The organism is Kitasatospora sp. NPDC022856 (genome assembly GCF_055561235.1).
In genome coordinates this window covers 27,756-49,019 of sequence record NZ_JBVHHE010000024.1, presented here as the reverse complement: position 1 = coordinate 49,019, position 21,264 = coordinate 27,756, and the positions used below count along the sequence as shown (strand labels likewise).

The following is a 21,264-nucleotide window of genomic DNA, read 5'->3' as shown; positions in this document are numbered from 1 at the left end:
ACGCGGGATCAGGTCGAAGCTCGGCCCGGCGCCGACAGCCCGGGGCCCGGCCGCCCGCGGCCCGGGGCCGCCGTAAATGCCGTGCGCGGCGGCCGGGTTGCGGGTTAGGGTCCTGAACATGTGCTTCCACCAGATCTACGGCTGACCGGACGGGGCAGGCCCCCGTCCCGTCTCGCAGACCCGAGTGACGCTCCGCCGGCGGGCTCTCCCGCGCCGGGCCGGGCGCACGGGTCTGCCGTGTCCTCCCCGCCGCAGACCTGAAACGAGTGATCGCCCATGTCCCGTCGCCGTGCCCACATCGCGATGGTCGGTGTCCCCGCCGTCAGCCACGTCCTGCCCAGCCTTGAGGTCATCCGCGAACTGGTGGCCCGCGGCCACCGGGTGACCTACGCCAACGACCCGGCGGCCGCCGCGCTGATCGAGGCCACCGGCGCCGAACTGGTCCCCTGCGCCTCCGTGCTGCCGGTCGGTGACCAGAGCTGGCCCGATGACCCGATCGCCGGGATGGACCTCTTCCTCGACAACGCCGTCCAGGCCCTCCCGCAGCTGCGCACCGCCTACGACGACGACCCCGCGGACCTCTACCTGTACGACATCGGCGGCTACGCCGCGCGTGCCCTCGCCGAGTCCCAGGGCCGCCCCGTCGTGCAGCTGTCCCCGACCTTCGTGGCCTGGCAGGGCTACCACCAGGAGGAGGCGGTCCAGCTGCGGGAGCTGCCGGGGGCCGCCGCCCACCGGGCGAGGTTCGCCCGCTGGTTGGCCGAGAGCGGCGCCACCACCACCGACGTGGACGCCTTCGCCGGTCTCCCCGTCCGGGTCCTGGCCCTGATCACGCGGGCGATGCAGCCGAACGCCGACCGGGTCGACGCGGACGCGGTGACCTTCGTCGGCCCCTGCTACGACCTGAGCGCGGGCGCGGGCGCGGACGCCTGGACCCGCCCCGCCGGTGCCGAGAAGGTCCTGCTGATCTCGCTGGGTTCGGCGTTCACCCGCCGCCCGGAGTTCTACCGGCAGTGCCTGGCGGCCTTCGGCGACCTGCCGGGCTGGCACGTCGTCCTGCAGATCGGGAAGTACACCGACCCGCGGGACCTCGGCACCGTCCCGTCCAACGTCGAGGTGCACCCGTGGGTCCCCCAGCGGGCGATCCTGGCGCAGGCGGACGCCTTCGTCACCCATGCGGGGATGGGCGGCTGCGGCGAGGGGCTGCTGGCCGGGGTGCCGATGATCGCCGTCCCGCAGGCCGTCGACCAGTTCATGAACGCGGACCGTCTGGTGGAGCTGGGGGTGGGCCGCCGGATCGACACCGAGGACGCCACGGCGCAGACCCTGCGGACGGCGCTGGCCGAGCTCGTCGGCGACCCGGAGGTGGCCCGCCGCTCCGCGCGGCTGCGGGCCGGCGCCCGGGCCGAGGGCGGCACCCGGCACGCCGCCGACCTCATCGAGCGCATGCTGGACTGATCGCCGGGGCGACCCGGCCGGGGCGGTGGGCCCGACCCGGCCGGGGGCCGCGCGGGATCAGCGGTGCGGTGTGCCGCCGACGAAGTCCTTCAGGGCGTCGAGGCGGGTCCGGCGGTCGGGCGGGTAGCGCCGCAGCGCGCGCTCGGCCTTGCGCGAGCCGGAGCGGTAGCGCCAACGGGCCCAGGGGGAGGTCGGCTTGGCCAGCCGCAGGATGCCGACCAGCCCGACCACCAGGGGCACCAGCAGGCCGATCACCCCGAGCGCCGTCTTGCCCTTGAGGATCGTGCCGACGCACAGCGCCAGGTTGACGAGCATCAGCGCGGCGAAGACCAGGTGGTTGGCCGTGCCCTGACCCACATCGGAGAACGGGTTGAAGCCGGCGACCAGCAGCAGGCCGACCGCCACCGCGAGGAACGCCGCGTCGACCGACTTGCGGCCCTCCTTCGCCCAGTAGACGTCCTCCAGGTGCAGCCAGAGCGCGAACTCGTCCACGGCCAGGGCGGCGCCGGCGCCGAACAGCACGGCAAGGACCTGCGCCCCGGGACTGTCCGGCCGGTAGGAGAACTCGATGGCGCCCGCCACCAGCATCGCGAGGATGCCGTACACCTGGTGGTGCACGTGGGTGCCGCCGACCGCGACGTCGCGGAACGGTCCGCGGCCCGCCCTGATCAGCCGGGTGACCACCCTGGTCCCGGCGAAGGTCAGCACGAACGCGCCGAGCATCCAGAGCCCGACGCCGTGGTTGGGGACGGTGATGACCACCTCGACCTGGACCGATGCGCTCCGCACGGCGGTTCCGTTCCCGTCAGCCGTGGTGCGCGGGGACCTTGAGCAGGTCGCGCATCGTGGCGGAGGGCAGGTAGCAGCGCAGCAGGGCCAGCCCGATCCGGGGCAGGTCGGCCTCGTCGCGGTAGAGCAGGAACATCGGCTCGTAGCGCGGCTGGAACTTCGCCTTGAAGGAGTGCAGCGAGCGGAAGCCGTAGTACGGCTCCATGGCCGCGCCCAACTGGTCGAGGATCCGGTCCAGCACGGTCGGTGCGTGGGCGGGGCCGGTGCGTGCCAGCGGCGCGCCGGAGAGCGAGAGGTAGTGTGCGCCGTCGTCGCGCAGGGCGAGGCAGCTGGAGGCGATCATGAACTCGACGACCGGCCGGAACCCCTCGCGGCGGCGGCGCATCATGTCCAGGGTCCAGCCCTGCGGCACCCCGTCCGGGCCGTACACCGGCATCCACGAGGTCACCCCGTGGAGGTGTTCGTCGCCCTCCAGCGCCAGGCCGACCCGCATCCGCGGATCCATCGCCTCCTCCACGCCGCCGAGCGTGAAGCCCATCTCCGGCAGCCCCATGTCACCGACCCACTCCTCGGAGATGCCGCGGACCTGGGACAGCACCGGTCGCGGCTGTTCGGCGAGGGCGCCGAGCCGGTACTCGACGCCGTCCTTCCTGGCGCGGTTCAGGGCGGTGCGCACGTCCTGCCAGGCCTTGCCGCGGAACTCCAGGTCCGGCAGGTCGATCACGGTGTCCTCGGCGACCTGGACGGACCGCCAGCCCAGCGCGTCGGTGGTCCCGGCGGCCCGGGCGGTGGCGGAGAACAGGCACGGGACCAGCCCCGCGCGGTCGCACATCTCGGCGAAGCGGGTGATCGTCCGGCCTCGGTCGTCCGGTGCTCCCACCGGATCGCCCAGCGCGACCGCGACGCCGGCGTGGGCCCGGTAGGCGATGTAGCTCCCGTCGTCGCCCTCGGGGAAGAAGTAGGAGTTGTCCGGCCAGGTGGTCATCCAGGAGAGGTTCGCCCCGCCGCGGTGGACCAGCAGGTCCGCGGCCCGGGTGCGCGGGTCCCCGTCGGACGCCGGCGCGGCTGCGGGCGCCGACTCGGCACCGGGCACCTGGGCCCGGCCGCGCGGCCGCCTGGCCCGGAACGCCTCCCGGCCGGCGATCAGCACCACCAGCTCGGCCGTCCACACCACCGAGGTGGGGACGAACACCGCCGCGCCGGTGACCGTGACCTGCTCGTCGAGCGCCTTGCCGATCACGTACGCGACCGCCACGAACAGGCCCAGCAGCGCGTTCAGCGCGCAGAGCAGCACCGTCCAGCGCCAGGCGGTGCGGCGCCCCCGGCGCAGCCCGTTGACCAGCAGGGCGATCAGCGCCACCGAGAGCAGCACCTGCCAGCCCGGTCCGCCCAGCCCTCTGGTCTCCCCGACCGGACCGCTGCCCGGTACCAGCCAGACGACCAGCAGGATCGCCGCGATCAGGACCAGGCCCGCCACCGCGAGCAGCCGCCACTCCCGGCGGCTGAGCCGGCCGGAGGTCCGGGCCGCGCCCGGGACCCGCAGCCAGTGGGTCGCCACGAGGCCGCCGGCGACCGCCAGCGCGTGCTCCAGGTCGTCGAGCCCTCCGACGTACAGCAGCGAGACGCCGGCGTAGGCGGCCAGGGCCAGCCGCAGCCGCTGCCGCCACGGCGAGGCGAGGGCCGCCGAGGCCACCGCGCCCGCGCAGAGCGCGCCCGCCGAGATGCCGACGTCGACGGTGCCGGCCAGGTCCTTCGCCCAGGTCCACGCGGTGTGCCGGAGGGCGAACAGCAGCAGGGCGGCCAGCAGGACGGCGCCGAGCTGGCCGGCCACCGTCACCGCGGCGGTCCAGCGCGTGCCGAGCCTCGCCTCGGCGAGGCCGCAGAGCAGCACGACGGCGACGAGCACCGGGAGGTAGTCGATCGGTGTCGAGCAGAACAGCGGACCGGTGGCCAGGGTCCACCAGCGGCCCTTCTCGAACGAGGGCAGGCCGTACGCGACGTTCGCGTACCACGACCGGTCGGACGTCGCGTCCCACAGGCCGCCCACGGCCAGCCCGACCACCAGCACCACCACGGCGGTGGCGACGGTGAAGGGGAAGCGCCGCAGCGCGGCGGTGACCGCGGGCAGGACGTCACGCCGCCACCGCGGCTCTGATTCTCCCGGCACCTCGCACCTCCGCACGGTGTGGCCGACACCCCCGCCTCGGGCCCGGAGCCTCCTTGCTCAGCGTAGCCGGATTCGGCGGACGGGGCCGGGCGGGGAGACCGGACCGGGGCGGGCCCGTCCGGGCGACGGGACGGCCGCCCTTCGCTAGGCTCGGCGGTATCCGCGGCCCCGGTCACGGCCGGTCGGCCGGCGGTGTGCCAGGGCGCCCCCGGCGCCGCGACGGCATGACGGGAGGACACCGGATGTCCACCGACCCGGTCGCGCCGGGCCCGGCCGGAGCCGACGGCGGGTACGGCGAATCCCTCTTCGAACCCTGGCAGCCCGGCGAGGGCGAACGCATCGATCTCGGCTCCCTCGCCTACGACCACGTCACCCGCGCCCGGCTGCGCGCCCTCGGGGTCGGCGCGGGAGTGCGTTGCTGCGAGGTGGGAGCCGGTACCGGCACGATCGCGCGCTGGCTGGCGACCGCGGGCGGGGCCGGCGAGGTCCTCGCCGTCGACCGGGACACCCGCTTCGTCGAACCGTTCGCGGGCGGGGCGCTGCGGACGCTCACGGCGGACGTCTCCTCGCCCGACTTCGACCCCGGCGGCCGGTTCGACCTGGTGCACGCGCGCTTCGTGCTGATGCACCTGCCGGAACGGCACCGCGTCCTGGCCCGCCTGCGGGACCTCCTCGTCCCGGGCGGGTACCTCGTCCTCGGGGACCCGGTCGACCTCACCACGGCCGCGCCGCCGGACACCCCGTACCGGCTCGCGATGCGGGCGATGTGGCGGGCGCTGCGGACGTCCATCGGCACGGACATCAGCTGGACCCCCGACTGTCCGCGGCTGCTGCGCGACCTCGGGCTGTCCGAGGTCGGCGCGGAGGTGTTCGTGCCCGCCCTGGTCGCGGACGCCCCGATCACCGCGTTCTGGCTGGACACCTGGGACCGCACCCGCGAGGCCATGCTCGCCACCGGCCTCGTCGACGCCGGGCTCCTCGACGAGGCGCGGGAGTCCCTCGCCACGGGCACCGTCGCGGACCTCTCGCCCGGCCTGGTCACCAGCTGGGGGCGGCTGCCCTGAGCGGCGCCCGCCCGGGGGCCGCCATCAGGAACGGCACGGCCAGCGCCGTCCGGTGACGGACCGCCGTGTGCGGCCGCCGCAGCGCGACGGCCAGGTCGTACCCGTGGCCGAGCATACGGGTGATCAGGTACGAGGCCGGCGTGGCCAGGTCCATCGGTCCGAGCGGGTTCAGCGCCTCGGTCGACGCGGGCCCCTCGTCGGACTGTCCGTCAGAGCGTTCGCCCCGAGGGCGTGGCGAATGCTCGCCCGAGGTCCGGTCGCCACCATCGGCCGACCGCTACCGGCGGGTTGGGTGCCCGGCGTGCGGTGGCGGGGGCCGGTCGGGCCGGACCCGCTGTCCGGGGCCCCGTTGACGATCCGTGGAAGCTGCCCGCCGCCATCACATATCAGGTAATTAAGACATTTGCCGTGTTGGGGTGAGAAGTGTCACCCGGTCCGCCCGGCCGGAGCGCGCGGAGCGGTGCTTCCCGGGCCTGGCAGGCCGAAGCCCCCGCCGCACGGGTCCCAGGGCCCGTCCGGTTCGGGACCAAGGGCCCGGAACCGGCGGACCTTCGTCCCCGTCGGGACCGGTTCGGAGCGGGCAACCGTGGACGGTCGCCCGGTGGGTCCGGGTGACGGGGTCGTCCGACCGGGCGGCCCCGACTTCTGCCGTCTACCAGGCGCACGGAGTGCGGGAGCACTGCCGTACGCCCCGGAGGACCCGAATTCCATGTCCCGAACCATCGACAACGCCCCGTATACCGCCTTCCACCGGAGACTGGCCCTGGCCTGTTCCGGTGGGCCCCTGCTGGACGGTTACATCCTGAGCATCGTCGGCGTGGCCCTGATCGGGATGCGTCCCGAGCTCGGCCTCTCCACCGCCGAGGTCAGCCTGATCGGCGCCGCCGCCCTGGTCGGCATGTTCGTCGGAGGCGCGCTGTTCGGCGTGCTGACCGACAAGATCGGCCGGGAGGTGATGTACACCGCCGACCTGCTGGTGATGGTCGTCTGCTCGGTGCTCTCCTTCTGGGTCGACCAGGTGTGGGCGATCGCCGTGCTGCGCTTCGTGCTCGGCCTGGCCGTGGCCGCCGACTACCCGATCGCGACCTCGCTGCTCGCCGAGTGGCTGCCGGCCCGCCACCGCGGGCGGCTGCTCGGCCAGCAGATCATCGCCTGGTACGCCGGTTCCGTCCTCGCCTACCTGACGGGCTACCTGTTCCTTCGGATCGGCGGGAACGGCAGCTGGCGCTGGATGCTGGCCAGCTCCGCGGTGCTCTGCGTGGTGTTCCTGGTGATCCGGCGCGGGTCTCCCGAGTCGCCGCGCTGGCTGGCCGCCCACGGGCGGGTAGGGGACGCGGTGCGCGTGGTCGAAAAGCACCTGGGCGTCCGGGTCGACGGGCGGGAACTGATGCCCGACCCGGCCGAGGCGGGCCGTCCCAGCGGCCTGCGGCTGCTGATGACCGAGCCCTACCGGCGCCGCACGCTCTTCTGCGGGCTGTTCTTCCTCTGCCAGGTCGGCCCGCTCTTCGCGATGCTGACCTTCGGCCCGCAGATCCTGGCCTCCTTCGGCATGCCGGGCGGCACCGTGCTGGACACCCTCGGTACGGCCCTGGTGAGCCTGGTCTTCCTGCTGGGCTGCTTCCCGGCGCTCCGGCTGATCGACACCTGGGGCCGTCGTCCGGTGATCATCTGGTCGTTCGCCCTGATGATCGTGCCGCTCGCCCTGCTGGGTGTCTGGCCGGCCGCCCCCGCGGCCGTCGCCGTCATCGCGCTGTGTGCCTACGCGTTCCTGTGCGGCGGCCCGAACGTGCTCGACTGGACCTACCCGAACGAACTCTTCCCGACCGAGATCCGGGCGACGGCGGTCGGCGTCGCGACCTCGGTGAGCCGGATCGGCGCGGCCGTGGGCACGTACCTGCTGCCGCTGTCGCTCAGCGGCCTCGGGACCGGGCCGACCATGCTGATCGCGGCCGGTACCACGGCGGTCGGCCTGCTGGTGTGCGTCCTGTGGGCCGAGGAGACGCGCGGCACCGGCCTGGGGGCGGCCTCGGCCGCCGGCCCCGCGTCGGCCGCGCCGGCCCGGCCGACCCCTGAGCCGGTCGGCTGACGGCCGGGCGTCGTGGTCCTGCCGGAGTGGGACGTCGGCCCGTCCGACGCCCCACTCCGGCGTCAGCGCGTCGTACGGGGGGTGCCGGGGACGGACTCCAGCCGGTAGGCGTCGCCGTGGGCGACCACCCGGCCGGCGGTGGGCGGGGGGAAGTGGGTGCCGAGGACCAGCGTGCCGGTGCCGGCGAGCGACTCCAGCAGGGACCGCCGGGTCGCCCGCGACCGGGCGGGGTCGATGTCGACGCAGCTGCCGATGGCCGGGTGGGCGAACTGGACCGGGTGGTGGACGCAGTCCCCGGTGACGAGGGCCGCGCCGCCGTCGCCGGACAGCTCGACGGCCAGGTGGCCCGGGGTGTGGCCGGGCGTGGGGAGCAGCCGCAGGCCGGGGGCGACCTCGGCGCCGCCCGCCGGGACGTTGACCAGGTCGAGCAGCCCGGCCTCCGCCACCGGGTCCACCGAGTCGCGGAACATCCGGCGGCGCGGCTCGTCCATCTCCCGGCCGGCCCAGAACTCGCGCTCGGTGCGCGAGGTGAGGTAGCGGGCGTGGGGGAAGGTGGGGACCCACGCCCCGTTCCCGTCGGCGCGGGTGTTCCAGCCGACGTGGTCGGTGTGCAGGTGGGTGAGGATCACGAGGTCGACGTCGGCGGGCGGGTACCCGGCGGCGGTCAGCCGGTCGAGGTAGTCGGTGTCGAGGTCGTGCCAGGCCGGGTTGGCGCGGTCCTTGCCGTTGCCGATCCCGGTGTCCACCAGGACCTTCAGACCGCCGACGGTGAACGCGAAGGTGTGGCTGTCGATCAGCAGCCGGCCGGCCGGGTCGGCGAAGTCGGGGCGCAGCCAGTCCTGCCCGCGCACGACCTCGGGCGTGGCGTCCGGCAGGAGCCACTGCCCGGTGTCGGGCGGCAGGGGGATCTCGTCGATCCGGTGCACGGTGAGGTCGCCGACGGTCCAGGCCGGGATGGTGCCGATGGCGGGTGAAGCACCGCGCGGGTCGTCGGACGTCGTGTGCATGGACCGGGGTTCCCTTCGTACGGGTGGCGTCGTCGCGGCGGCGGGAGCCGTTAAAGCTCCGCCTTTGCGTTAGTCGATCGTAGATCACGCCGGGTCGCTAACGCAACGTCTTCGCTTTTAGGGCCACGGCGCCGGCCGGGTGGCTACCGCAGGGCCGCCAGGTGGTCGAGCACCTCCTGGCGGGCCGTCGCGGGGGCGAGGAGGGCGAGGTGGTTGTCCGGTCGGACGAGGGCGAGGGTGTCGGTGGCGATCCCGTAGGTCCGGTGGGCGTCGCCGGAAGGGTCGTCGAGCAGGACGGGCCGGATGTGGGCCGGTAGTCCGGCGAGTGCGGGGCGGGTTCCGGGACCGAAACCGAGCAGGGTGTAGTGGTCGCCGGCGAAGTGCTCGAAGAGTCGGGCCGGCCTGCCGTCGGGGCCGGTGAAGACCGCGTCCGGGGCCCGGTCGCCGGCCCGGAGCGGGCCGTCGGGACCGGGGGCCGCGAGCCGGCTCCATCGGTAGCCGAGCGAGAGGCCGGTGAGGTCGCCCACCCGGCCGGCCTCGACGCCCACGCCCGGAGTGCCGATGCCCGCCATGACGTTGGTCATGCCGGCCGTGGTGACGTCGAGGGTCCAGGCGGCGACCGGCCGGCGTTCCTCCTGGTAGGTGTCCAGCAGGGCCGGTGCGGCGAGGCCGCGCAGGACGTGCCCGAGCTTCCAGGCGAGGTTCCAGGCGTCCTGGATGCCGGTGTTCATGCCGAGCCCGCCGGCGGCGGGGTGGACGTGCGCGCAGTCGCCGGCCAGCAGGACCCGCCCCCTGCGGTACTCCTCGGCGATCCGGACGTTGACCCGCCAGGTGGAGAGCCAGGTGGCGTTGGTCAGCACGAGGTCCGTCCGACCGGTGTGCAGGGCGGCCAGCCGCCGGAAGCTCTCCAGGGAGGGGGCGACCGCCCGGCCGTCGGCGTCCGTCTCCGGGCTCGCCTGGAGCTGCCAGCGGCGGGTGCCCTCGAAGGGGCAGAGCATGAACACGCCCTGCGGGCCGAACCACTGGTGCCAGGCGCCGCGGTGGAGGCCCTCGACCTCGACGTCGCCGCAGACCATGAGCGGCTCCGGGTCGCCCTCGCCGACGAACGGTATCCCCAGCAGCTTGCGCACGGTGGAGCGGCCGCCGTCGCAGGCGACCAGGTACTCGGCGGAGATCCGTCCGCCGTCCGCGAGGTGGACCTCCACGCCCTCGTCGTCCTGGGTGAAGTCCACGAGCTCGGTGGCGAGTTCGACCGTCACGCCGTACTCGGCCAGCTTCTCGCGCAGCAGTCGCTCGACCCGCGTCTGCGGCAGCCACAGGCTCGCCGGGTAGGGGGTGGCCGTGCTGCGGCGGGCGCCGGCGAACGGTTCGGTCTCGTTGACGAACTCGCCGCCGAAGTACTTGCGGAACGGGAGGTGCGTGCGGCCGGCGGCCGCCAGTCGCTCGCCGAGCCCCAGGTCGGCGAGGACCTCCAGGCTCCGCGGGTTGAGCGTCTTGCCGCGTGAGCCGGTGTGGAACGCGGCCGCCTTCTCGACGACCCGCACGGCGACCCCCTGCCGTGCCAGCCCGCAGGCCAGTGTCAGTCCGGTCGGTCCCGCCCCCACGATCACCACGGTTGTCATGGTGTGTCCGCCCTTCCGTCTCGTCGGTGATGCGCACCAGCAAACTGCAACTCGGTAAGAAAAAGAACCGAGTAACAAACATTTCCTGGTTATGATCGAGCCATGAGCGAGTCGGACACGGGTCTGCGGACCCTCAAGAAGCAGCGCACCCGGCAGGCCATCGCGGAGGCGGCGATCGCCCTGTTCCTGGCCCGCGGGTTCGACCAGGTCTCGGTGGCCGAGATCGCCGCCGCCGCCGAGGTCTCCAAGCCCACCCTCTTCCGCTACTTCGGCAGCAAGGAGGAGCTGGTCCTGCACCGTTTCGCCGACCACCTCGGCGAGGCCGGACGGGTGGTGCGCGCCCGCCCGACCGGGACCACCCCGCTGGACGCGCTGGAGCGCCACCACCTGCAGCGGCTGGCCGCGCGCGACCCCAGCAGCGGGCTGACGGACAGCCCCGAGGTGCTGGCCTTCCTCCGGCTGGTCTACGAGACCCCCAGCCTCTCCGCCCACCTCTTCGACTACCTCGACGCCGACACCCGCGCGCTCGCCGAGGCGCTGGGCCCGGACGGGAACGTCACCGCCCGGCTGCTCGCGGCCCAGTACACGGCGGTGCGCCAGGTCCTCGCCCACGCCACCTGGGCGAGGCTCGCCGAGGGGCAGGACGTCGGCGAGGTGGCCGTGCTGGCCGCCGCGGAGACGGCCGAGGCGTTCGCCCTGCTGCGCGACGGCGCCGCCGCCCGCGGATTCTGAGCCCGGCGTGCGGGCGGCGGCCCCACCCGGGGCCGGTCGGCCGCCCGGCTCGCGGCGGTGGTGAGGTCCGGGTCGTGCTCCTGGGCGTCGCGGTCGCTACCCCGCCTGCGCGCTGCTCACGGCCGCCGCGGAGTCGCCGGCCGGGCGTGGCCGGGGAATCCGGCCCCGCGCCGCGGTCAGGAGCCGGCGCTCCCGGGGGCGGCCCCGCGGTTCTCGACGAAGTGCTTGAAGCGCCGCAGGTCACCGCTGACCATCCGGTCGAGCACGCCCAGCTTGTCCGCGGCCTTCTCGGCGAATCCGGTGGGCTCGAAGTCCATGGTCATCCTGACCCGGGTGTGGGTCGCGTCGATCGGGTGCAGGGAGACCGTGCCGGTGTGCTTCACATTGCTGCTGCTGGTGCGCCAGGACACCCGTTCGTCGGGGACCCGTTCGACGATCTCGGTCTCGAACTCGCGGGACAGCCCGGCGATCCTGGTCTTCCAGTGGGCGTGCAGGTCGTCCAGCTGCCGGACCTCCTCCACCCCTTCCATGAACTCCGGGAAACGCTCGAAGCTCGTCCACTGGTCGTAGACGACGCGGACCGGCACGTCCACGTCGATCGACTCCTCCACCTTGCTCATCGCCACACCCACCTCGACCTCGTCGGGCGGCCTGCCGGTGGACGGACTCCCCGGGGCGGGTTCCCGCCGACAGCGCCACCACGAATGTCCGTCCTCCGGCGGTCGTCGGCAAGCCGCCCCGCCGGTCCGCCGCGTGTCGGTCGGACGCCCGGACCGTGCGCTGACCGGTGGCTCCCGGCGGCCGGGCGGAAGAGGCCCGCGGGCGTGGGGTTTGGCCCGGCGGAGGGGGGTGAGAAGAGGGCGCGGTGGGTGCGCCCGCCGCGCCCGGACGGTGGCCGTCCCCCCTCGCCCGCCGTCCGGGCCGGGCGGCCCCCGACCACGACCGGCGGGCCCGCGTCCCTGACGCCCGGCGGTGGCGGGCTCAGGAGGTGGGGCCGAGCACGGCGCCGGCGATCAGGCGGGCCACCGCGTCGGGCTGTTCGAGCAGCACCAGGTGCCCGCTGTCGGGGACCACTTCCAGGGTCACCGTGGGGCAGGCCGTCAGTGCGGCCCGTTCGGCGTCGGTGAGCCCCACCTCGTCCCGGTCGCCGCGGACCACCAGGGCCCGGGCGCCGGAGCGGCACAGCCGGGGTACCAGATGGCCGTGCCGGTCCAGGTACGCGAAGTACTCGATCATGGCCCGGCGGCAGAACGACGCGGAGTTCTTGCCGAGGTCGGCGAGCAGGGCCTCCCGCCGCGACTCCGGAATGCTGTCGGCCAGCGCCTTCGGCGTCAGCCACAGCATCGCCGGCCAGGCCAGCGAGCCGAGCCCGGGGACCCGGCCGATCGCGGCGGCGATCGCCAGCGCTCTGGACTCGTCCGGTCGTGAGAACGTCGGGGAGAGCAGCACCACCGGCCCGGAGAAGTGCCCGCCGGCGACCATCTCCAGCGCGATGTTGGCGCCGATGCTGTGGCCGACCACGGTGGTGCAGCCGTGGTCGGCCGCGAAGGCACCGGTGATCGCCGCGTAGTTCTCCATCGACACGTCCGCGGGTGCGACCGTCCCGGCGTGGCCCGGGACGGTCGCCGCCACCAGCCGGACCGGCGCGCCGGCGAGCGGCGGGGCGGCCATCACGTCCTCGTAGAACGCCGCGCCGCACAGCCCGCCGGGCAGCAGCAGGACCCGGTGCGGGGCGTCGGCCGGACCCGACTCGCGGACGTCCCAGGCGCCGAACTGCGCGGTGCTGTCCATGATTTGACCTCCAGTCTCGTACGACCTCCGGCATTGTTCCGCGCCGTCGGCCGCCCGTCGGCGACCTTGGGCCGTGCGCGGCATGTCGGGCGGCGAGGGGGTGCGTGGTGCGGCACCGGGATGAGGACCGTGACCGGGACCGGACCGGGCCGAAAGGAATTCGGTTGCGCCGATCTTGGAAGTCGCTAAGCTTTCACCGTTCCCGCCGCGGTGTCGCCCGTGGCGTCGCCGCGGCGCTCTCGTGCCGTGGCACTAGGACCGACGTGGAGAAACAGAGGAGGTGCGTACCCATGGTTGCCGCCGTGATGCGGCGCGCCCTCGTGTGCGCGCCAGACGCCTCTTCCCCTCGTCTTTCGCCCACCGGCTGACGACGCCTCACGACTGGCGCATCGGTGGGCCGTTCCTCAGGAGCCACCGCAGTGCGTGAGCGCTTTGCCGACAACGATCCCTTCTCCCGTATCCGCCCCAAGGGCGCACCCCGTCGCGGCCGCCGGTCCGAGCGGGACGGAGACTTCGAGCCCGAGGTGGCCTACCACTTCGAGGCCTTCGAGCCCGCGGGCCACCCGCACGACACCCACGGCGCGGACAGCGCCGACGACTTCGCCGACGCGTACGTCACCGACGATGACACCCCCGACGGCAGCTACGACGACGGCTCGACGCCGGTCGCCGACGGTCCCGCCGACGGCGATCGCTGGTCCACCTGGGACCAGTCCACCCCCACCGAGAAGGGCCCCGCGCCGCGCCCTGCCTGGGTGGTGACCGAACTCGCGGCCGTGGACACCGAACTCGGGCTGGTCAAGACCGGCAAGGAGGCCGACGTCTTCCTCCTGGAGCGCGGCGTGCCCGGGACCGACCGGCGCACGCTGATGGCGGCCAAGCGCTACCGCGACGCCCAGCACCGGATGTTCCACCGCGACTCCGGCTACCTGGAGGGCCGCCAGCACAAGGAGTCCCGGATCGCCCGGGCCATGGCCAAGCGCACCGCGTTCGGCAAGGAGGCCATCGCCGGCCAGTGGGCGGCCGCCGAGTTCACGGCGCTGTGCCGGCTCTGGTCGGCCGGCGTGGCCGTCCCGTACCCCGTGCAGATCCTGGGCACGGAGATCCTGATGGAGTTCGTCGGCGACGCCGGCGGCACCGCCGCGCCCCGGCTCGCGCAGCTGCGCGCCGAGGAGGTGGACGTCGAGGACCTGTGGGAGCAGCTCGGCCGCAACCTGTCGCTGCTCGCCGTCGACGGCTACGCGCACGGCGACCTCTCGGCGTACAACATCCTGGTCCACGACGGGCGGTTGGTGATCATCGATGTGCCGCAGATCGTGGACGTCGTCGCCAATCCGCGCGGCCGTTCGTTCCTGGAGCGCGACGTGCGCAACGTCGGCGCCTGGTTCGTCTCGCGGGGCCTGCCGGAGCGCCGGGTCGGCGAGCTCGTCGAGGCGCTGACCTTCGACGCGCGCCTGCGGTGAGCGGGCCCGCCCGCCCCTTCCCGGAGTGTCGGGCCGCGCGCCGGCACCCAGGGCGGGGGCCCTCCCGGGGTGCACCCGACTACGTCATTTGACCGAAGGTCAGGCCGCGCCCCGCGCGCACGGGGGCACCGGCTTCCGAATCCCGTCAGTCATTGGACGGATCCGCCCCGGGCGGATCACGGCCATGCTCGATGTGCGCCGCCCCGCAGCTGCCGGGCGGCCCCCATCAACTCCTGACGAAACAGGGAGACATGAACAGTTCCTCGCTGACCGGCCCGGCCACCACGGCCCAGGGCTCCGCGACCGGGCGCGCGACCCGCACCCGGGGCCGGATCGGGACGGTCCTCGGCGCCGGTGTCCTCCTGCTCACCTTCTCCGGGCCGGCCGCCCAGGCCGACTCGCTGCCCAATCTGCCGCAGCGCGCCGGCGGCTACGAGGCTTCGTTCTCGCCCGCCTACGACTACGACGTGGACGGCTGCTACGCCGTCTCGGCCATCGGCCCCGACGGCACCCTCAACCCGGGTCTGAAGACTTCCGGCGCCATCAACGGCAACTGCCACGACCAGTCCGACCTGGACCGGTCCCAGACCTACGCCCGGTCCAAGTGCAACAACGGCTGGTGCGCGATCGTGTACGCCAGCTACTTCGAGAAGGACCAGACGGTCAACGGCTCGGGCGGCCACCGCCACGACTGGGAGCACGTCATCTCCTGGGTCAAGCAGTCGTCCAACCAGGTCGAGTTCCTGACCGTGACCCAGCACGGCGGCCAGGCCACCTACCCGCGCTCGTCGGTGCGCTTCAGCGGCAGCCATCCCAAGGTCGTCTACCACAAGGACGGCCTGCCGGCGCTCACCCACCTGTTCCGGCTGGCCAACAGCAACGACGAGCCGCCGGAGAACCACTACCACAGCTGGCGCCAGCCGCCCATCGTCGACTGGAACGGCTGGCCGAGCACCTGGCTGCGCGACCGGCTCAACAACGCCGACTTCGGCTCGGCGACCATCAAGACCACCGACAAGGACGACCGCTTCCGCAACCTGCTCAACGCCTCCAAGCCCGGCGGCATCCCCTTCAACCCCTGGGCGTGACGCCACCGGTCCCGGGCACCGCACGGTGCCCGGGCCCGGCCGCGTCAGCCCCCGCGCTTCCAGAGCCCCCGGTCGGCGAGGAGCGGCGGGACGTTCTCGCCGACCCAGTACGCCTCCTCCAGGTGCGGCGCCCCGGAGAGGACGAACTCGTCGATGCCCAGCCGGTGGTACTCCTCGATCCGGGCGGCCACCTCGTGATGGCCGCCGACCAGGGCGGTGCCCGCGCCGCCGCGCACCAGGCCGATCCCGGCGGGGGAGGCGGGCGGGTGCGTCGGAGGGGGCGCCGGGCGTGGAAGGGGCCCCTTCGGTGTAAAAGCAATTGATTTGCTTTAGCTGGCCGTAGAACCTACGTTCGGCTAAAGCAAACTGTTAGCTTTTGGGTCGGGAGCGCTTCGCGGCTCCCGACCCGACGAGGAGAGGACACCCATGTCTGCCGCCGAACTGACGCCGCAGGAGGCGGCCCGCTGGGCCGCCCGGGCGGGCCTTCCGTTGCCCGACGACCGGCACCGGCCGGTCGCGGCCACCGCCGACCAGCTCCACGCCGTCGTCGCGGTCCTGCGGGAGCTGGACTTCGGGGACACCCCGCCCGCGATCGCCTACCGGGCGGGAACGGAGCTGTCCGATGCGGCCGTATGAGCTCACCGTCGCCGCCGCGGCCGACGAGATCCGGGCCCGGCGGCTGTCTCCCGTGGAGCTGGTCGGCTCGGTGCTCGGCCGCATCGAACAGGTGGAACCGCGGCTCAACGCCTATGTCTCGGTCCTCGCGGAGCAGGCGCGCGGTGCGGCGCGCGAGGCCGAGCACGAAGCGGCGCACGGCCGCTTCCGGGGGGCGCTGCACGGCATTCCGATGGGTCTCAAGGACCTGATCGACGTCGCGGGCACCGCGACCACGGCCAGCTCCCGGGTCCGCGAGGGCCACCGCGCGCAGGCCGACAGCACGGTCGCCGCGCGGCTGACGGCGGCCGGCGCGATCCTGCTCGGCAAGACGCACACCCACGAGTTCGCCTACGGCCTGACCACCCCGCAGACCCACAACGCCCGGGACCGCGGCCGGGTCGCCGGCGGGTCCAGCGGCGGCTCCGCGGTCGCCGTCGCCTCGGGTGCGGCGGCCTTCGCGCTGGGCACCGACACCGGCGGCTCGATCCGGGTGCCGGCCGCGCTCAACGGCGTCGTCGGCCTCAAGCCGACCTACGGCCTCGTCCCCCGGCACGGCGTCACCTCGCTGTCCTGGTCGCTGGACCACGTCGGTCCGATCACCCGCACCGTCGAGGACGCGGCCGTCGTCCTGACGGCGATGGCCGGTCACGACCCGCGCGACCCCGCCTCGCTGGCCGCCGCCGCCGTGGACCACCGGCCCGGCCCGGGCACCGACCTGACGGGGCTGCGGGTCGGCGTGCCGCGCGACTACTTCTTCGACCACCTCGACGCGGAGGTCGATACCGCCGTCCGGCGCGCCATCGGGCACCTGGCGGACCTCGGTGCGGAGCTCGTCGACGTCGGGATCCCGATGGCCCGCTACATCCGGGCGACCCTCTGGGGGCTGGTGGCACCGGAGGCCAGCGCGTACCACGAGCGCACCCTGCGGACGGTGCCCGAGCTGTACCAGGCGGACGTCCGGGTCCTCCTGGAGGCCGGCGAGCTGATGACCGCCGGGGACTACCTGCGGGCGCAGCGCTCCCGGACCCTGATGCGGGAGGAGTGGGCCCGCGTGCTGGCCGGGGTCGACGTGATCGCCGCCCCGACGGTCCCGACGACCGCGGTGCGGGCCGGTCAGACGACGGTGACCTGGTCGGACGGCACGTCCGAGGGTGTCGCCGACGCCCTGGTGCGCCTCAGTGCCCCCGCCAACATCACCGGGGTGCCGGCGCTGACCGTCCCGGTCGGCCACGACGCGTCGGGCCTGCCGATCGGGATGCAGCTGCTCGGCCGGCCCCTCGGGGAGCGCCTCCTCCTGCGGGTCGGTCACGCCTACGAGCGGTCGCGGCCGGCCCCCGTGCCGGCGCCGGTCGGTACCGGGGTGGGCGCCCCCTAAACGCAAGGACTGTGCTTTAAGCTGGTCCCATGAGTCGCAAGCAGATGGTGCGCCCCGGCGGTCGCAGCGCCCGGGTCCAGGCGTCGGTGCACACCGCTGTGCGTGAACTCCTCGCCGAGGTGGGCCGCGACGGGCTGACGGTTCCGCTGGTCGCCCAGCGGGCGGGCGTCACCCCGTCGACGGTGTACCGCCGCTGGGGCGATCTGCAGGAGCTGCTGTCGGACGTCGCGGTGGAGCGGCTGCGGCCCGACGCGGAGCCGGCGGACCACGGCGACCTGCGGTCCGACCTGACGGCCTGGGCCGAGCAGTTCCTCGACGAGATGGCGTCCCCGTCGGGGCGTGCCTACATCCGCGACGCCCTGCTCGGCGACCCGGACGGCAGCAACGCCGGCCAGTGCTCGGCCTACGCGGCCGAACAGGTCGACGTCGTGCTGGCCCGGGCGGGCGACCGCGGGGAGGCCGCCCCCGAGGTGGAGACGGTGATGGACCGCGTGGTGGCCCCGATGATGTACCGCATCCTCTTCCGCCCGGCCGGCCTCGATGCCGGGTACGCACGCCGGCTCGTCGGGGAGCTCCTCGCCGGGTGACGTGCCGGCTCCGGAGCGGCCCGCCGTTCCTCCGCCCGCTCCCCGCGCGGGCCGCGCTCAGGAGCCGTCGGCGAGCCGGTGCCGGAGGTGGTCGTAGGCCCAGGCGGCGAGCGTGGTCGGCGTGGTGGTCCGGACGCTGCGGCGCTGTTCGGGCGTGAAGTCCGCACGGAGGCCGGTCGACATGCCGAGCACGGCCTCCACCAGCCCCTCGGTCATCCCGGACCGCCTGAGCCCGGCGCGCATGGCGTCGTCGGTGATCCGCTCGACGCCGATCCGCCGGCCGGTCGCGGCGGTGAGGATTCCGGCCACCTGCCGCCAGGTCAGGTCCGCCGGTCCGTGCACCGCCCGCACGCACCGCCCGGACCAGGCGGGGGAGAGCAGACGGGTGGCGGCCACCTCGGCGATGTCGCGCGGTGCCACCCAGGCCATGGGCTGATCGAGGGGGAGGACCACCTGGAGCGTGCCCGCCCGGAGGGCGTCGAGCTGGAGTTCGAGATTGGTGAAGAAGTAGCCGCACCTCAGATGGGTGACGTCGACCCCGAGGCCGTCCAGGGCGGTCTCGGTCCCCGCCAGGCCGTCGATCTCGCCGGCGCCGTGCCGCTTCTCGGCGCCGACACTGCTCTGGAAGACCACCCGGCCGATCCGGTTGACGGTGACGGCACGGACCACGGCGGCGGTGGCGCGGGCGTAGTCGGCGAGCGGGTCCTCGCCGCCCGTGGTCGGGTCCACCCAGTACAGCGCGTCGACGCCCTCGGTGGCGGCCGCCACCGCCTCGGGGTCGAACTGGTCGACCCGCACGGCGTCCACCTCGCCCCTGACCTCGGGAGCCAGCCGGCCGGGTTCGCGCAGCAGGACGCGCGGCCGGACGCCGGCCCGGATCAGCGTGGCGACGACGTGGCGGCCGACGTTGCCGGTCGGGGTGGTGACGGCGATCTGCATGGGCTTCCTCTCGTCCGGGGGCGGCTCGGCCTCGGGCCGGGCACCTGGGGCGGCCCGAAGCTCCCATCCTTCCTCCGGTACGGCCGGGGACGCGTTCGACGGGCGCCGCGTGTCGCCGCCTTCCCCGGAGACCCCGGCCGACACCGGGCAGGCCGGGCACCGTCGGCGACCGTGTCACCAGCCCCGGACGAACGCACGGCCGGGTGCGGGTGGTGTTCCCGGCCCTCGCGCTCTGCTCATGGGGACGCAGGCTGTCGGCGGTGCGGGCCAGGCGGGTCGGGCTCCTGCGCCGGGGCCGGTCCGCCGCCCGCCGCGGCCCGGCCTCAGTCGCCCGTGACCGGCAGGAGGCCGCGTTCGGCGAAGACCTTCTTGGCGACGAAGGTGGCGTTGAGGGCCCTGGGGAAGCCGCAGTAGCCGGCGGAGTGCAGCAGGGCCTCGACGATCTCCTCGGGGGTGAGGCCGACGTTGAGGGAGGCGTTGACGTGGACGTCGAGCTGGGACTCGCAGCCGCCGAGCGCGGTGAGCATCCCCAGGGTCACCAACTGCCGGTCGCGCGGCGCCAGCCCGGGGCGCCGGTAGATCTCGCCGAACCCCCAGGCCACGATCTGGTGGGCGAGTTCGGGGCTGATGTCGGCCAGCGCGTCGACCACCCGCCGGCCGGCCTCGCCGTCGATCCGGGTGAGCGTCTCCAGGCCGCGGTCGTAGCGGTCCTGGCGGGTTTCGGCGGCGTTCGGGGGGATGTCCATGGGGTCACACTCCGTTCCCGGCGGCGCCTCGGCGCCCGCCCGTGGTGTCCGGTCCTCGCCCGACCGTAGGACCTGGAGCGTGCCCGCTCCCGGCTCCGACATGCGGCCGGCCGTCGCGCAGAGGTGCGTCCGGAGATATTCCTTGACATGAATATTCTTTGTGGCGAATACTTCTCCTCATGGAAGCACTCCTCGCCGCACTGGCCGATCCGGCGCGCTGGCGCCTCGTGAGCCTGCTGGCCGAGCGGCCCCGCCCGGTCGGGGTGCTCGCCCGGCTCGCCGAGGCGCGCCAGCCGCAGACGACCAAGCACCTGCAAGCCCTTGAGCGTGCCGGTGTCGTCACCTCCGAGCGCATCGGCCAGCGGCGTGTCTACGCGCTCCGTTCCGCCCCCCTACGGGAGCTGGCGGCCGAGCTCGCCCGGCTCGCGGACAGCGCGGACCGGCCCGGCGGCCCGGGCGAGACCCACGGGCGCTACGGGCTCGGCGTCCACGCGGAGCGGCGCGCGGCGGGAGAGGCAGGGTGGGCCGACGGCCGCTCGTTCCGGTTCCACCGCGAGCTGCCGGGGCGCCCGGACCTGGTCTGGCGCCACCTGGTCGAAGCCACCCTGCTCGCCCGCTGGTGGACGCCCGACGACCTCCGGGTCTCCGAGCTCGTCTTCGAGGCCCGGCCGGGCGGCCGGATCGTCCAGGAGTACCGCGACATCGAGGACACCGACGGCTCCGGCCCGGTCGCCGGCCGAGCGGAGGGAGTCGTCGAGGACGTCCGCCCGGGCGAGCGCCTCGCCTACCGGCTCTCCCCGCTACTCCCCGGCGGCGGCACCGCCTTCACCGCCCACGTCGACCTCGGCCTCCGGCCGGCCGGCACGGACCGGGGCACCGGGCTCGACGTCCACTGGCGGATCACCGACAGCACCGTCGACTCGGCGGACTTCGTCGCCGGGATCGAGACCGGCTTCGGCCAGAGCCTCGACAAGCTCGCGGCGGCCCTCACGGCCGCCGACGACGACCGGCGACGGCGACAGCCACCGACGACAGCCACCGACCACTGACGACAACGACACGAGGAGTACGCAATGACCGAGCAGACCGCAAGCCGCCGGGTCGTCACCAACATGAGCCTCTCCCTCGACGGCCGCTACGCCCGGCGAGACCCCCGGGACATGAGCTGGGTGATGCCCTACGCCCACACCGACGTCGCCCGCGACCACCTGACCGGCCTCTGGGAGCCCGCGACGACCGCCCTGCTCGGGCGGGTCAACGCCGAGGGCTTCCTCGGCTTCTGGCCCACCGTCATCGGCATGCCGGGCGTCGACCCGCGCGACGAGGGCTTCGCGAAGTGGCTCGTCGACGCCGACAAGGTGGTCCTCTCCGGCACCCTCGGCGAGTCCGCCCCCGGCGGGGCGCCGTGGGAGCGGACGACGGTCGTCGACCGGCCGACCACCGAGGTGGTCGCCGGCCTCAGGGCCACCGGGGGCGGCGACATCCTGGTGCTCTCCAGCGCGAGCGTCATCAAAGCACTGCTGGCGGCCGACGAGGTCGACCGGCTGGCACTCACCGTCTTCCCGGTCTTCCTCGGCGACGGACCGCGCCTGTTCGACGACGGCCTGCCCGCCGCCGAGTGGGCGCTCGTCAGCCAGACCGCGGGGGAGCACGGCACGCTGGCCCTCGTCTACGACCGGATCCGCTGAGCCGG

At 74.2% G+C, this 21,264-nt stretch carries 20 protein-coding genes and 1 pseudogene; 11 read left to right on the top strand and 10 right to left on the bottom strand.

All coding sequences use genetic code 11. The annotated features are described in order from the left end of the window. Nucleotides 1–276 precede the first annotated feature (276 nt). Nucleotides 277–1,458 (top strand): macrolide family glycosyltransferase, encoded by a 1,182-nt coding sequence (locus ACZ34W_RS27060; protein ID WP_465607757.1) that lies wholly within the window; start codon nt 277–279, stop codon nt 1,456–1,458. 57 nt (nt 1,459–1,515) lie between these two features. Here ACZ34W_RS27060 and ACZ34W_RS27055 read toward each other — a convergent pair whose 3' ends face one another. Both ACZ34W_RS27055 and ACZ34W_RS27050 read right to left on the bottom strand, forming a co-directional pair. Beyond that, nucleotides 1,516–2,247, bottom strand: a complete 732-nt coding sequence (locus tag ACZ34W_RS27055) for a hypothetical protein (protein WP_465607756.1) — start codon at nt 2,245–2,247, stop codon at nt 1,516–1,518. Between the two features lie 16 nt (nt 2,248–2,263). Then, entirely contained in the window at nt 2,264–4,414 is a 2,151-nt protein-coding gene (locus ACZ34W_RS27050; protein WP_465607754.1) for a bifunctional lysylphosphatidylglycerol flippase/synthetase MprF, read from the bottom strand. Between the two features lie 242 nt (nt 4,415–4,656). Between ACZ34W_RS27050 and ACZ34W_RS27045 the strand changes: the two genes are divergently transcribed. Beyond that, the gene (locus ACZ34W_RS27045) at nt 4,657–5,478 is read left to right on the top strand and encodes a class I SAM-dependent methyltransferase (protein WP_329491572.1); all 822 of its coding nucleotides are present in this window, start codon (nt 4,657–4,659) and stop codon (nt 5,476–5,478) included. Here ACZ34W_RS27045 and ACZ34W_RS27040 read toward each other — a convergent pair. Further along, a complete protein-coding gene (locus ACZ34W_RS27040) occupies nt 5,453–5,632 on the bottom strand; it encodes a hypothetical protein (protein ID WP_465607751.1) in 180 nt (59 codons plus the stop codon). The two genes, ACZ34W_RS27045 and ACZ34W_RS27040, sit on opposite strands and share 26 nt — an antisense overlap. Before the next feature lie 555 nt (nt 5,633–6,187). Between ACZ34W_RS27040 and ACZ34W_RS27035 the strand changes: the two genes are divergently transcribed. Beyond that, nucleotides 6,188–7,564 (top strand): MFS transporter, encoded by a 1,377-nt coding sequence (locus ACZ34W_RS27035; RefSeq protein WP_329491574.1) that lies wholly within the window; start codon nt 6,188–6,190, stop codon nt 7,562–7,564. Nucleotides 7,565–7,626: 62 nt separating this feature from the next. On the opposite strand, the gene ACZ34W_RS27030 is transcribed toward ACZ34W_RS27035, so the two are convergent. Next, nucleotides 7,627–8,571: an MBL fold metallo-hydrolase gene (locus tag ACZ34W_RS27030; RefSeq protein ID WP_465607748.1), complete on the bottom strand. Its 945-nt coding sequence runs from the start codon at nt 8,569–8,571 to the stop codon at nt 7,627–7,629. A 143-nt stretch (nt 8,572–8,714) separates the two neighbouring features. Continuing rightward, the gene (locus ACZ34W_RS27025) at nt 8,715–10,193 is read right to left on the bottom strand and encodes an FAD-dependent monooxygenase (protein ID WP_465607746.1); all 1,479 of its coding nucleotides are present in this window, start codon (nt 10,191–10,193) and stop codon (nt 8,715–8,717) included. 102 nt (nt 10,194–10,295) lie between these two features. On the opposite strand from ACZ34W_RS27025, the gene ACZ34W_RS27020 reads away from it, so the two are divergent. Next, complete coding sequence (locus ACZ34W_RS27020; RefSeq protein ID WP_465607744.1) at nt 10,296–10,925, top strand: TetR/AcrR family transcriptional regulator; 630 nt, start codon at nt 10,296–10,298, stop codon at nt 10,923–10,925. Between the two features lie 176 nt (nt 10,926–11,101). On the opposite strand, the gene ACZ34W_RS27015 is transcribed toward ACZ34W_RS27020, so the two are convergent. After that, nucleotides 11,102–11,545 (bottom strand): SRPBCC family protein, encoded by a 444-nt coding sequence (locus ACZ34W_RS27015; protein ID WP_329491578.1) that lies wholly within the window; start codon nt 11,543–11,545, stop codon nt 11,102–11,104. A gap of 361 nt (nt 11,546–11,906) precedes the next feature. Continuing rightward, entirely contained in the window at nt 11,907–12,716 is an 810-nt protein-coding gene (locus ACZ34W_RS27010; protein ID WP_465607742.1) for an alpha/beta fold hydrolase, read from the bottom strand. A 419-nt stretch (nt 12,717–13,135) separates the two neighbouring features. On the opposite strand from ACZ34W_RS27010, the gene ACZ34W_RS27005 reads away from it, so the two are divergent. Beyond that, complete coding sequence (locus ACZ34W_RS27005) at nt 13,136–14,179, top strand: serine protein kinase RIO (protein WP_465607740.1); 1,044 nt, start codon at nt 13,136–13,138, stop codon at nt 14,177–14,179. 251 nt (nt 14,180–14,430) lie between these two features. Continuing rightward, nucleotides 14,431–15,267, top strand: coding sequence for an NPP1 family protein (locus ACZ34W_RS27000; protein ID WP_329491581.1), 837 nt, complete (start codon nt 14,431–14,433; stop codon nt 15,265–15,267). Nucleotides 15,268–15,311: 44 nt separating this feature from the next. Here ACZ34W_RS27000 and ACZ34W_RS26995 read toward each other — a convergent pair. Beyond that, nucleotides 15,312–15,518: pseudogene (locus ACZ34W_RS26995) on the bottom strand (LLM class flavin-dependent oxidoreductase); the annotation flags it as partial. A 175-nt stretch (nt 15,519–15,693) separates the two neighbouring features. Here ACZ34W_RS26995 and ACZ34W_RS26990 point away from each other — a divergent pair. Genes ACZ34W_RS26990 through ACZ34W_RS26980 form a run of 3 tightly spaced genes read left to right on the top strand, consistent with a single transcriptional unit; the run spans nt 15,694 to nt 17,886 of the window. After that, nucleotides 15,694–15,903 (top strand): hypothetical protein, encoded by a 210-nt coding sequence (locus tag ACZ34W_RS26990; RefSeq protein ID WP_465607737.1) that lies wholly within the window; start codon nt 15,694–15,696, stop codon nt 15,901–15,903. After that, nucleotides 15,890–17,299, top strand: coding sequence for an amidase (locus tag ACZ34W_RS26985; protein ID WP_465607735.1), 1,410 nt, complete (start codon nt 15,890–15,892; stop codon nt 17,297–17,299). Before ACZ34W_RS26990 ends, ACZ34W_RS26985 begins: the two co-directional genes overlap by 14 nt. Before the next feature lie 29 nt (nt 17,300–17,328). Further along, nucleotides 17,329–17,886 carry a TetR/AcrR family transcriptional regulator gene (locus tag ACZ34W_RS26980; protein WP_465607733.1) on the top strand — a complete coding sequence of 186 codons (558 nt, stop codon included), beginning with the start codon at nt 17,329–17,331 and terminating at the stop codon, nt 17,884–17,886. 57 nt (nt 17,887–17,943) lie between these two features. Here the strand turns inward: ACZ34W_RS26980 and ACZ34W_RS26975 are convergent, their stop codons facing one another. Continuing rightward, entirely contained in the window at nt 17,944–18,825 is an 882-nt protein-coding gene (locus ACZ34W_RS26975; RefSeq protein ID WP_465607731.1) for an NAD(P)H-binding protein, read from the bottom strand. A 323-nt stretch (nt 18,826–19,148) separates the two neighbouring features. After that, nucleotides 19,149–19,571 carry a carboxymuconolactone decarboxylase family protein gene (locus ACZ34W_RS26970; protein ID WP_329491587.1) on the bottom strand — a complete coding sequence of 141 codons (423 nt, stop codon included), beginning with the start codon at nt 19,569–19,571 and terminating at the stop codon, nt 19,149–19,151. Nucleotides 19,572–19,750: 179 nt separating this feature from the next. Here ACZ34W_RS26970 and ACZ34W_RS26965 point away from each other — a divergent pair, with 179 nt between their 5' ends. Further along, nucleotides 19,751–20,620 (top strand): metalloregulator ArsR/SmtB family transcription factor, encoded by an 870-nt coding sequence (locus ACZ34W_RS26965; RefSeq protein WP_465607729.1) that lies wholly within the window; start codon nt 19,751–19,753, stop codon nt 20,618–20,620. 24 nt (nt 20,621–20,644) lie between these two features. Further along, the gene (locus ACZ34W_RS26960; RefSeq protein ID WP_465607727.1) at nt 20,645–21,259 is read left to right on the top strand and encodes a dihydrofolate reductase family protein; all 615 of its coding nucleotides are present in this window, start codon (nt 20,645–20,647) and stop codon (nt 21,257–21,259) included. The last annotated feature ends 5 nt before the right edge of the window (nt 21,260–21,264 follow it).